Here is a 12,211-nt window from a genome sequence, read left to right as displayed (position 1 = left end):
TATTTGTCAAACACTTTCCACAACAACCTAGACCAATAGCAGAACAACGTTCGCCGGCCACCGGATTCAGGCACACCCAGCAACACTGGTAACATACAAGCATTGGCGCCCCCATGTTCCATACTGATACCAAGCGACTCCATGGCTACTACTGACACCAACGCTTAATCCCTGATGCACACCATCGCTCGCTGCAACGTGTTGCCATGCCAAAGACAGGTTTTAGTGATGCAACCCCGAGGGTAACGCAATGGATTCGGGAATGGACACCTCTTTGGTCAACTGTGGCGATCACCGTTTACTTTGGGGGAATTCCAAAAAAAGAACCCACTGCTTCAGTGTATTAAGCGTCAATCCATCGCTGATCTGTATGCATGTGGTCACTCAGAGTGACACGCGATCAGCCATTCACCAAACACGCATCGAACACTGTGGAACTGACCGGAACTTTGCATATCGACAACGTCACCGGCAGCCGAATCCTGATGCCACCGCACCAGCATTGTTATCACTATTTCGCTCACCACATACCTTTGATAGGTCGGCAGCACGGCCGGAGATACCTTGTGAAGAACAAAATCCTGACTCTGACGATGTCCATCACGCTTGGGGTCATGACGTTAAGCAGCTGCGACGGCGACCCAAAACCGAAAACAGCCCTTCTGCGCACCGTAAAACTGGAGACTGTTGGTACCGAAAATCTCGCCAAGACTCAGTTTGTAGCCAGCATACGTCAGGAACAACGTGCAGATCTGGCATTCGAAAACGGCGGGCGGATTGCTGCCATTAACGTCGACGTCGGCGACCGTGTGCGCCATGAACAAGTCCTAGCCCGCCTGGACCCAGAACCAGTGCGACTAAGGCTGCAACAGGCAGAAGCAACCTTACGTGCCGCTACCGCACAGTTGCACGAACGCCAAACCCAACTGAATCAGCAGCAAGCGTTGTTCAAAGAGGCGATGATCTCCCAGGCGACGCTGACTAGCGCACAAGTCGCGTTAGACACTGCGCAGGCAGATCTGCACGTGGCCGAGTCCAATCACGCATTGGCCAGACGCGCAGTGCACCAAAGCGAACTGCGTGCACCATTCGATGGCAGTGTCGTCGCACGCCTCTTACAACCGCAAGCCGATACTGGTGCGGGTCAGACTGTATTACAGATGGAAGGGCAAGGTCGTCTGCAAGCAGTGGCCACCCTACCAGCCAATATTGCCCAGGGGCTGAATCCAGACAGGGTGTTCCAAGGAAATCGCACCGATACACCGCAAGCAAGTATCTCGCTGCGCTTGCGCAGCGTGTCTCCACGCTTGGAAAACGGTGCCAGCGTGCAGGCCATCTTCGATGTGACAGAGACGACGACGCCACTGCGCAGTGGCGACACGCTGTTATTGGCACTGTCTGCCGCCGCTGCGCCAGCGCTCTCAGTACCACTGCCAGCAATGGTACCGGGCGTGAATCACAGCAGTGCAATCGTGTTCGTATATCACCCAAAGGCAGGAGTGGTGTTGCGCCGTGACGTCGTGCTCGGAACGATCGAAGGTGAGCGAGTGCAGATCCGCTCCGGACTCAAGCCAGGGGAACAGGTTGTGGTTGCCGGCGCAGCGTTCCTCAGCGACGGTCAAAAGGTGCTGCCGTTCCGCTCCAACTCGCGTTTGAGCACAGGAGACCGTTTGTGAACATCACGCGCGTGGCACTGAGCGCCAACCGTCTGACGCTATTCACAGCAGTGCTGCTACTGCTCGCCGGTATCGTCACCTTTCTCGACTTTCCCTCACAAGAGGAACCCTCGGTCACCGTGCGTGATGCACTGATATCAGTGGCCTATCCAGGGATGCCCAGTGAGCAAGTCGAAACGTTGCTGGCAAAGCCTACCGAGGAACGTCTGCGCGAGATTGTCGGTATCAAGAACATTGTCACCACTGTACGGCCAGGGAGGGCACTCATCCAGTTGACCGCCTACGACAATGTCAAAAATCTAGAAACGCTGTGGCTGCGCGTCCGCGCCAAAGCCGCTGAGGCCAGTACAGTATTACCCGCCGGCACGTTTGGGCCCTTTGTCGACGACGACTTCGGCCGTGTCGCAGTCGCTTCCATAGCGATCACTGCACCTGGCTTCAGCATGAGCGAAATGCGTGAACCACTACGCCGGATGCGCGAACAACTGTACACCGTGCCTGGAGTGGAACAGGTCAATCTGTACGGTCTACAGGAGGATCAGGTTTACGTCGCGTTTGACCGCGCGCGACTGGTCGAGGCCGGGTTAACTCCGGCGGCAGTGATCCAGCAATTGCATGCACAGAATGTCGTCACCCCTGGTGGACTCGTATCCGCGTCCGGGTTGGCGTTGACTGTCGCTACCAGCGGCGAAGTACGTAGTGTCGAGGAATTGCGCCGCTTTCTGGTATCCGTACCTGGTACCGGCAGTGCACACGAGGTGCCATTAAGTCAGATCGCGCAAGTACACGTGATGCCTGCAGATCCACCGCAAACGGCAACGGTCTATCAGGGACAACCGGCCGTGGTACTCGCCGTGTCAATGACCAGGGGACGCAACATTTCGAAGTTCGGTAAAACACTGCGCGCTGCACTTGAAGACACCAGTCAACTGCTACCGATAGGGTTTGAACAGCACGTGGTGACCTTCCAGGCCGATGTAGTCGATCGTGAGATGGGCAAGATGCATCGTGTCATGGGTGAAACTGTGGTCATCGTCATGGCCATCGTGATGCTGTTCCTAGGCTGGCGCACTGGCCTGATCGTTGGAGCGATCGTGCCGCTGACTATTCTCTGTTCGCTGATCGTCATGCGTGCAGTCAGTGTCGAACTGCATACCGTCTCGATTGCCGCAATCATTATGGCACTGGGCCTGTTAGTAGATAACGGTATCGTCATCGCCGAGGATATCGAGCGCCGTCTTGCCGGGGGCGAAGAACGACGCCATGCGTGCATCGAAGCCGGGCGTACTCTGTCGATCCCATTGTTGACATCATCGCTGGTGATCGTGCTGGCATTCTCTCCTTTCTTCTTCGGCGAGACCGCAACAAATGAGTATTTGCGTCCGCTGGTCATCGTGTTGGCGGTCACCTTGCTAAGCTCTTGGTTGCTTAGCATCACCGTCATTCCACTACTGTGCTTGTACTTCGCCAAGGCGCATCGTGCATCCATCGAAGGTCAGGGGCACAGCCATTACGATTCGCCGTTTTATCGTGGCTACCGGGCAATCATCAGCCGCGTGCTGGAACACAAGGCGCTGTTCATCGGTAGCATGCTGGCACTGCTCACCGTGGCAGTCATCGTCATGACTTCGATTCCGTATAACTTCCTCCCCAAATCCGATCGCTTGCAATTCCAAATGCCCATCACGCTGCAGCCTGGTAGTGACTCACGGCAAACCCTGGGCACAGTCGAACAAATAAGCCGTTGGTTCGCTGACAAGCAGATTAATCCGGAGGTGGTGGACAGCATCGGTTACGTCGCCGATGGTGGTCCACGCATCGTCCTTGGTCTGAATCCACCACTTCCAGCAGCCAATATCGCCTACTTCACCATCAGTGTGCATCCAGGTACTGACATCGACACAGTCATCGCACGCACCCGCGAGCATATGCGTCATGCGTTCCCATATGTACGTGCTGAGCCCAAGCGCTTCTCATTAGGAGCGACCGAAGCGGGCGTTGCGATCTACCGCATCATCGGATCGGATGAGGCAGTGCTACGTCAGTCTGCTGAGCAGATCAGCGATGCGCTGCGTGCACTGCCAGGCACGTATGACGTTTATGACGACTGGCAGACCCGCATACCACGTTACATCGTGCAGGTGGATCAGTTAAAGGCACGCCGTGCCGGCATTAGCACCGAAGACATTACCCAAGCTCTACAGATGCGCTATAGCGGTGTGCACGCTTCGCTGATCCGCGATGATGGCGTTGCCGCACCGATCGTGCTGCGTGGCAATGCAACCGAGCGCGCCGCACAGGGTAGTCCAGCCGACACCCTGGTGTACTCCCAAGCAGTGGGCACGCCACTGCCGTTGTCAGCGATCGCCACGATAGAGAACGATACTGAACCCTCCACACTGATGCGTCGCAATCTTAACCGTGCGATCACAATCATCGGGCACAATGCGGGAATGACCGCAGGTGAAATTGTGCAGACACTTGCACCCAAGGTCACCTCACTGAAGCTGCCGCCTGGCTATCACATCGAGCTTGGTGGCGAGATCGAAGACGCGGCACAAGCCAACCAAGCACTGTTACAGTTCATGCCGCATGCACTGGTCGCAATCCTGCTGCTATTCATCTTGCAATTCAATTCGTTCCGCAAATTATTCATCGTAGTAGCCAGCATCCCATTTGTGCTCATCGGTGCAGCTGTAGCACTGCTGACAACCGGTTACCCTTTTGGCTTTATCGCCACCTTCGGCCTACTTGCACTGGCTGGGATCATTGTCAATAACGCCGTGCTATTGCTGGAACGCATCGAAGCAGAGCTCGCCGATGGCTTAGCGCGTCGGGAGGCTGTCGTGTCGGCAGCCGTGAAACGCCTGCGGCCCATTGTCATGACCAAGCTGACCTGCATCGTCGGCTTGGTGCCACTGATGCTGTTCGGTGGCCCACTGTGGACTGGGATGGCAATTACCATGATCGGCGGTTTAGCACTGGGCACGTTGGTGACATTGGGCCTGATCCCAAGTCTGTATGACACGCTCTTCGGTCTACGCCTTGGCAACAAAAGTGTTGTGGAAACACTGGGGTAAGAGTGTGAGTCAGCATGACACGCATAGCTGGCCACTGCCGCTCGTCACGTACTTCCTTAATGTGAAAGCCACAATGCGATAGCCAAACCAAACTAGCAAAGACTCTTGCGTACCCTGAAGAAATCAGCGAAACGATGATTTTGAGCATTGGCCACTTCAGCGAGACCACTTTGGAGCAGGCTAAAGCACAATCCGTACTTGGGGAAATCGATCTGTCTGAAACAGAATTAAGGGCCGCACACACTCTTTGTTAGGCAACGAAGGAGTGAGCATCAATAAGGCAGTTTCTGTAAGCGCCACCGCCGAGCAAAGCCACCATCGCTCTTGCACAAGGACGCGTGATGTTCTGTGGGGAATATTGCATAGCCGACAACCCATTTGCTCTTCAAATGGACTGAAGTGTCTGACAAGAACATCAGGCGACCGTATCACCCGGAGCAGCACACACTCGTACTGCTACACCGCCCAAAAGACAAATTCAATCGCGCCAATGACGCATTAGGCGACAAGTAAACACGCCAACACGATGAAAGCTGATTGGTGTAAAAGAACCGATGAACCTACCGCTGGACGACGCAGACATCACGGTTCGTCGCACACCTGGAAAATCGCTGCCGGACACCAAATACACCAATAACGATGCAGGTATTTTGCACTTAACCAAAAATAGACAGCCAAGATAAAACTACAACTACTCAGCAAAACAAGAAACAAACAAACTATTTTTTCAGTGACGACACCAAGCAGATAAAGCTGAAGCGATGTCGTCACGGTGGGGGAATGCGCTTAATCCGCTAATGTAACCACACGGTGTACTGAAAGCACCGCCATGTGTGGCCTTTGAACATCGAAACGCACTAATATGTTCAGCGGTGTTTCTCTCTTCAGAGAGCAAACGAAATCAAAAAGATCAGCGCAATATGCCGCTGTTAGGCTCATTCACAGCGCCCACAGATGATCGGCACCCAGCATCCAATCGCACCAAAGTCACGACACGCAATCATTAAGTTAAGTGTTTTATGTTGCTTTTCTATACCATGCCTTTTCTATATCCAGCGTGGCAATCACGTTATCCCTTTACTAAACGCAGTCCGTCATCACAGTTGATAGCTTGGCCAGTCCCAAGACCCTAAGAGCGACCACGACCGCCAAGCGGGGAGTTATGTATGGCCGCAAATTCGATCAAACCAATACCAGCAATACAGGATACAGACGACAACTGCTCACTTGGCACGGCTACCATCAAGACTATTGCTATACCTTCAAACCGGGATTGATAGCAGTGCTTTATTTATTGCTGCAATGACATGTTCAAGGCAACATACTCAGCAATAATGGGCAATAGTGGAAGTCGACACGGAATTTCACCATTGACACTACTTCTAAGCATCAAGTCGTCAACCATACCAATGCGTGACTGGAATCTAACCACACACAGAAGTACCTTAATGAGTCTCGGAAAGCGCTTTCGACACCACTTCACGTAGTGGGGTAGTCGGCCGTCCGATGAGAGCACTGAGTTGGTGACTATCATCGAATAGTCCGCCCTGCGAAGCACCAATATCAAACTGTGCCAGAATCGCAGCGAAGCTTTCCGGTAATCCTCCCTGTGTCAAGATTGCAGCGTACTCAGCTTCCGGTAAATCGCGATAAATCACTGGTTTTCCAGACTGTTTTTCAATCTCTGCAGCGTATTCGGCCAGCGTAAATGCCTCGTCACCAGCCAATTCGTAGGTGCGACCATTTTGATCCACATCAGAAACCAACACCGCAGCAGCAGCAGCAGCGTAGTCAGAACGTGTGGCCGCAGCAATACGGCCTGTACCAGCGCTACCAAACACAGCCCCATGAACTAACGCGGATCCTATCGAGACAGTGTAGTTCTCGGTGTACCAACCATTACGCAACAGCACGTAAGGCATACCTGATGCCCTCAATAACGCTTCAGTCTGCACGTGTTCCTGGGCCAGCAGCAGTGGCGAGCTATCCGCGTGTAACAAGCTGGTGTAAGCAAACAAGCCCATATCAGCACGTGCCGCAGCTTCAATTACGTTGCGATGTTGTGCAAAGCGTTGACCGATGGTATTAGAGGATACCAGCAGCACACGATCTACCCCTTGAAGGGCAGCATCTATACTGGCCTGATCACTGTAATCCAATCGACACGTCTCAACACCACGTGTACTAAACGCTGCTAATACCTTTGGATCACGTGCTGCAGCGATTAAATGAGATGCATGTATCATTCCTAGCAATTCTTCGATCACTAAAGCGCCAAGTTGGCCGCTGGCACCAGTAACAAGAATGCGGGAAACAGTTTGGGTCATGCTAAAGTCCTACATGTATAGATTCTTAAAATCTCATGTTTCATTGTCGAGGCTATAATTTTTTCCACAAGAAGAAATTTTTTGCAGTCAAGGTGATTTTTGAGGAACCCCCATCATGAACATGTTCGCTTCTCTCGCTTCCTTGGCCCCTCCCCCTAACTGGGAAAATCTCCCGTTCGACGCCACCCAATGTCCGGTGCGCGATGTGCTGGATCATATAGGCGATAAGTGGACGCTCCTGATCTTATTAACTCTGGTTCCCGGGCCAACACGTTTCAGCGCTATTCAACGCGCCGTACCTGACATCTCCAAGCGGATGCTCACCCAAACCCTGCGGCATCTTGAGCGAAACGGGATGATTAACCGCAAAGTCTATCCAACCAAGCCGCCGAGAGTAGACTATGCACTGGCACCTCTGGGCGAAAGCCTGTTGGTACCTGTGATGCAGCTACTTAACTGGGCCAGCACCCACCATGACGAAGTACGCAACGCACGCAACCATTTCGATCGCGCACAAGGTGGCTTGGCAATAGTGTGTTCGGCCTAAAACACCACCTATATTCTATGCTTAGCACATCCATTCATAACCTCGTAAACGAGGTTATGAATGGATGTGCTAAGGATGGAGAAATCACCACAAATAAACTAGCAAGAATCCAGTTTTGGGCAGCATTCCCAGGAATAAAACCATCATCAGTGTACGTATCAACACACAGCATCCTGTGATGTGGCTGCTTGATGCTACCTAGTGAAGATGCACCCCAGGACTCAGTGTGATTTCCATTTGAACCGTATTTTCAACAATCTCATCCAGTTCTCAGCAGTTAAACAAAGAACCAATGTTATCGGTGATGCTGTCAACAGACAATGCACCACCGCCATACATAACTACACCAATGACCACGCATACATAAACCCTTTACCAAGGAGCAAACCCACGTCCAAAGCACCCTAAACGAAATACGAAACTCATTTTCTAAGCTATGGCCAGCGAAGCCGGTAAGAAGCCAGACTTATACACTAGCGCCTTCTTCTTCAACGGCTTTGATCGACAGGCGAATTCGACCTTGCTTATCAACTTCTAACACCTTTACACGCACCACATCGCCTTCCTTCAACTTGTCACCAACACGCTCCACACGTTCACTGGATATCTGAGAAACGTGTACCAAACCATCCTTACCAGGCAAAATAGTCACAAAAGCGCCAAAGTCCATAATCTTAACAACCTTGCCCTCATAAACCCGTCCCGGCTCGACATCCGAGGTAATCTGCTCGATACGACGCTTAGCCTCGCGGGCTGCAGCATTGTTGACTGAAGCGATGATGATCGTACCGTCGTCCTGGATATCGATCTGCGTGCCGGTATCCTTAGTGATCGCCTGGATGGTCGAACCACCCTTACCAATGACATCGCGGATCTTGTCAGGGTGGATCTTAATCGTCAGCAGGCGGGGCGCGTAGTCGGACAACTCGGCACGCGGTGCGGCCAGTGCCTTGTCCATCTCGCTAAGGATGTGCAAACGACCAATTCTAGCCTGCTGTAGAGCCTGCTTCATAATCTCCTCGGTAATACCTTCGATCTTAATGTCCATCTGCAACGCGGACACCCCTTCGGAGGTACCAGCAACCTTGAAATCCATATCGCCAAGGTGATCCTCGTCCCCGAGGATATCGCTCAACACAACAAAGCGATCCCCTTCCTTTACCAAACCCATCGCAATACCAGCCACTGGGGCCTTCACCGGCACACCAGCATCCATCAGTGCCAGCGAGGAACCGCACACCGAAGCCATTGATGAAGAACCGTTCGATTCGGTGATCTCCGAGACAACACGGATTGTGTAAGGGAATTCATCCAAACTCGGCATCACAGCTAACACCCCACGCCTAGCAAGACGGCCGTGGCCGATCTCACGGCGCTTCGGGACACCAAAGCGGCCACATTCGCCCACCGAATATGGTGGAAAGTTGTAATGGAATAAGAAGTTTTCCTTATATTCACCAGTGACCGCATCAATCACTTGGCCATCACGAGCTGTACCCAGCGTGGTGACTACGATCGCTTGAGTTTCTCCACGTGTAAATAGACAAGAGCCGTGGACGCGCGGTAGCACCCCAACCTTTACTGTGATCGGGCGCACAGCGCCTAAAGAGCGTCCATCAATGCGGACCTTAGTGTTTAACAAGGCGTCGCGCATGGTACGGTACTCCAGTTCACCGAATTCCTTTAGCAATTCCACCAAGCTCCAGCCCTCAACTTCAAAGCGGCCAGCCAATTGCTCAATTGCATCATTCTTGATAGCCGCGATCGCGTCGCGACGCTGCAACTTGTCTCGGATATGGAAAGCATCAGACAAGCGGCAACCAACTGCTTCCTTAAGCGCAGTGATCAAAGCATCATTCTTGGCCGGGGCCACCCAACTGGACGGCTGTGTACCGACTTCTTCAGTTAGTGCATCGATCATCTGGATCACTTTTTGCATCTCGCGATGACCGAAGATGACCGCTCCTAACATCACCTCTTCGGAAAGCAATGCGGCCTCAGATTCAACCATCAGCACTGCATTAGCAGTACCAGCCACAACAAGTTCCAACTGAGATTTCTTCAGGTCACTGACAGTGGGATTAAGGATATATTGACCTTCCTTGTAGCCAACCTTAGCAGCACCTATTGGCCCCTTGAACGGGATACCGGCCAGTGACAATGCAGCTGAAGCACCAATCATCGCCGGAATATCACCGTCGACTTCCGGGTCGAGTGACATAACCGTCGCGATAATCTGAACTTCGTTCTTGTAGTCTTCCGGAAACAACGGACGGATCGGACGGTCAATCAGACGGGAAATCAGCGTTTCTTTCTCGGTTGCACGGCCCTCACGTTTAAAAAAGCTACCCGGGATGCGCCCACCAGCGTAGAACTTCTCCTGATAATCAACTGTCAGTGGGAAGAAATCCTGGCCCTCTCGCGCATTCTTGGCAGCAACAGCAGTGACAAGCAATACAGTGTCATCCATCTTGACGATAACGGCTCCATCCGCCTGGCGGGCAACTTCGCCCGTTTCCAGGGTGACGGTATGCTTGCCATACTGGAAGGTTTTGGTGATTTTTGCCACGAGAGTTTCCTTAGGGATAATACTTTCAACAGATGAACTGTGCTCAGTCTTTGCCAATAACGTGGAGTTGGCGGCTTGCAATCTTTAAAGTGCATTCCTAATCCAAACACAACACACGGCACGTCTCTGATCCACGGCGAGGGCGATAAAATCTCAGCGGCGCAGGCCAAGTTTTTCGATCAATAGCTTATAACGTTCGTTGTCCTTTTTATTAAGGTAATCAAGCAAACTGCGACGGCGATTAACCATCTGCAGCAGACCACGGCGGCTATGATGGTCTTTTTTATGAATTTTAAAGTGCTTAGTCAGCAACTCAATACGAGCAGTCAACAGTGCAATCTGGACTTCTGGGGACCCCGTATCATTGGCACTTCGCTTATTGTTCTCGATGATGTTCTGAGTATCGATCAACATAGTGGCTTCTCTAAATAGACGCGGAGTGGGCAGAAATGCTGGATAAAGACGCATACCGCCTGACTCGCCGATTGCTGGAAGGACGCGCTTGGAGCGCAAGGTACCTAATGAAAGGCAACGAAATTGTATCGGCCCCAAAAGTTCGGCACAAGTTGATCACTTCTAAATAAATCCAGATTCAAAGATTGAAAAGACGCTGTGGCACCAACAAACCTTCACTATCAACCTCTCCCAACCCAGCAGGGGTACCATTTTTCTCGAGTACTGCAACCCTCCCAACCTGGAAACGTTGATCGCGCAGGCGTTGTCCTAGCCTGAAGCGAGCTAGACGCTCGGCATCAAGCTCCAGTGCCGGGAAACCAGCTAATCCCTCAGCCAAAGGCAATAACAGAGAATTAGGATGCCTCCCTTTCTTCAATGCCTGCTCCAACTCATCCAAGGTCAACATCTCAGGCATCTGGAATGGAGCTATCCAGCGACGGCGCAATGCGATGATATGCGCACCACAACCCAGGAATTCACCCAAATCGCGGACTAAGCTACGGATGTATGTACCCGAACCGCAAGTCACGCGTAATCGTAATCGTGGCATAGCCAAAGCAAGCAATTCGATCGCATGCACCTCAACCTCACGTACCGGGGCATTCACCACCTCACCACGCCGGGCTTTAGCATATAGTGGCTCGCCACCCTGCTTGAGCGCAGAATAGATTGGGGCGCGTTGCAGAATCGGACCAATCAACCGACATAGCACGGCATCGACTACTTCGGCATCCAGCGTCGGTACCGGGCGCTCAAGTAACACAACCCCTTCAGCATCATCAGTACTGGTAGTCGTGCCGAGTAGCACATCAGCATCGTAAGCCTTGGCAGAACCCAGTAGCAAACCAGCAATTTTGGTGGCTTCTCCAAAACACAGCGGCAACAGTCCGGTAGCGAGTGGATCCAAGCTGCCAGTATGCCCCCCCTTCTTAGCACGCAATAACCGACGCGCAACCTGCAACGCACCGTTAGAACTCATGCCAGCAGGCTTATCAAGCAGCAAAATACCATCCAAACGACGATAGGCAATGCGAGACATTAATCAAGAAACATCGAACATAAAGAACGAGGAATAAAGCAGGTTGTGAGCAGTGGATCAACACTGGACATTGGTGGTTGCACACCAATGCAAGATTTAATCACACTCGTCTTTTTCCCCAGCAACCGGGGGTATCAAATCACGTAATAATGCATCAATACGTTCACCACGATCCAACGAATCATCGTAATGGAAGTGCAGTTCAGGCACAAAGCGCAGCCTCATAGTATGCGCTAATTGCATACGCAGTTCGCGCGCCAACGTCCTCAACGCTGCCACTGCCTCGCGTGAGCACTCTGCTTGAAGAGCAGTCACAAACACCTTAGCGTGTGCCATATCACGGGTCACTTCCACATCAGACACACTCACAGAAGGCAATCCATGATCACGCACAGCGGCATGCACTAAAGCACCTAGATCGCGGCGAATTTGGACGGAAATACGTTCAGTACGCTGAAATGATTTCTTCGGCACGGCACGGAAGCAGAATCGATTGAAACAAGAAAGGCACAATGGA

At 52.2% G+C, this 12,211-nt stretch carries 8 protein-coding genes; 3 read left to right on the top strand and 5 right to left on the bottom strand.

Going from position 1 to position 12,211, the window contains the following annotated elements:
* Positions 1–593 precede the first annotated feature (593 nt).
* Together PLS229_RS01125 and PLS229_RS01120 are read left to right on the top strand one after the other, a co-directional pair.
* Complete coding sequence (locus tag PLS229_RS01125) at positions 594–1,676, top strand: efflux RND transporter periplasmic adaptor subunit (RefSeq protein ID WP_038271123.1); 1,083 nt, start codon at positions 594–596, stop codon at positions 1,674–1,676.
* Entirely contained in the window at positions 1,673–4,756 is a 3,084-nt protein-coding gene (locus tag PLS229_RS01120) for an efflux RND transporter permease subunit (RefSeq protein WP_038271094.1), read from the top strand. Before PLS229_RS01125 ends, PLS229_RS01120 begins: the two co-directional genes overlap by 4 nt.
* 1,445 nt (positions 4,757–6,201) lie before the next feature.
* On the opposite strand, the gene PLS229_RS01115 is transcribed toward PLS229_RS01120, so the two are convergent.
* A complete protein-coding gene (locus tag PLS229_RS01115) occupies positions 6,202–7,083 on the bottom strand; it encodes an SDR family oxidoreductase (RefSeq protein ID WP_038271093.1) in 882 nt (293 codons plus the stop codon).
* A 115-nt stretch (positions 7,084–7,198) separates the two neighbouring features.
* Between PLS229_RS01115 and PLS229_RS01110 the strand changes: the two genes are divergently transcribed.
* On the top strand, positions 7,199–7,630 hold the full coding sequence (locus PLS229_RS01110) for a winged helix-turn-helix transcriptional regulator (RefSeq protein ID WP_038271092.1): 432 nt from the start codon (positions 7,199–7,201) through the stop codon (positions 7,628–7,630).
* 466 nt (positions 7,631–8,096) lie between these two features.
* On the opposite strand, the gene pnp is transcribed toward PLS229_RS01110, so the two are convergent.
* From pnp to rbfA, 4 genes are all read right to left on the bottom strand, one after another.
* Positions 8,097–10,199 (bottom strand): polyribonucleotide nucleotidyltransferase, encoded by a 2,103-nt coding sequence (gene pnp, locus PLS229_RS01105; RefSeq protein WP_038271091.1) that lies wholly within the window; start codon positions 10,197–10,199, stop codon positions 8,097–8,099.
* A gap of 153 nt (positions 10,200–10,352) precedes the next feature.
* On the bottom strand, positions 10,353–10,613 hold the full coding sequence (gene rpsO, locus PLS229_RS01100) for a 30S ribosomal protein S15 (protein WP_038271089.1): 261 nt from the start codon (positions 10,611–10,613) through the stop codon (positions 10,353–10,355).
* Positions 10,614–10,791: 178 nt separating this feature from the next.
* A complete protein-coding gene (truB, locus tag PLS229_RS01095) occupies positions 10,792–11,694 on the bottom strand; it encodes a tRNA pseudouridine(55) synthase TruB (protein ID WP_038271087.1) in 903 nt (300 codons plus the stop codon).
* 96 nt (positions 11,695–11,790) lie between these two features.
* Positions 11,791–12,168, bottom strand: coding sequence for a 30S ribosome-binding factor RbfA (rbfA, locus tag PLS229_RS01090; protein WP_038271086.1), 378 nt, complete (start codon positions 12,166–12,168; stop codon positions 11,791–11,793).
* Positions 12,169–12,211: the final 43 nt, after the last annotated feature.

It is taken from the genome of Xylella taiwanensis (assembly GCF_013177435.1).
Taxonomy (GTDB): Bacteria; Pseudomonadota; Gammaproteobacteria; order Xanthomonadales; family Xanthomonadaceae; genus Xylella; species Xylella taiwanensis.
Note: the sequence above shows the minus strand (reverse complement) of the source record. Positions and strands in the feature narration are given on the sequence as shown.

What these genes read in the sequence shown, in the direction of transcription:
- PLS229_RS01125 (WP_038271123.1), top strand. Translation starts at nt 594, where the DNA reads ATGTCCATCACGCTTGGGGTCATGACGTTAAGCAGCTGCGACGGCGAC.
- PLS229_RS01115 (WP_038271093.1), bottom strand. Translation starts at nt 7,083, where the DNA reads ATGACCCAAACTGTTTCCCGCATTCTTGTTACTGGTGCCAGCGGCCAA.
- PLS229_RS01110 (WP_038271092.1), top strand. Translation starts at nt 7,199, where the DNA reads ATGAACATGTTCGCTTCTCTCGCTTCCTTGGCCCCTCCCCCTAACTGG.
- rpsO (WP_038271089.1), bottom strand. Translation starts at nt 10,613, where the DNA reads ATGTTGATCGATACTCAGAACATCATCGAGAACAATAAGCGAAGTGCC.
- truB (WP_038271087.1), bottom strand. Translation starts at nt 11,694, where the DNA reads ATGTCTCGCATTGCCTATCGTCGTTTGGATGGTATTTTGCTGCTTGAT.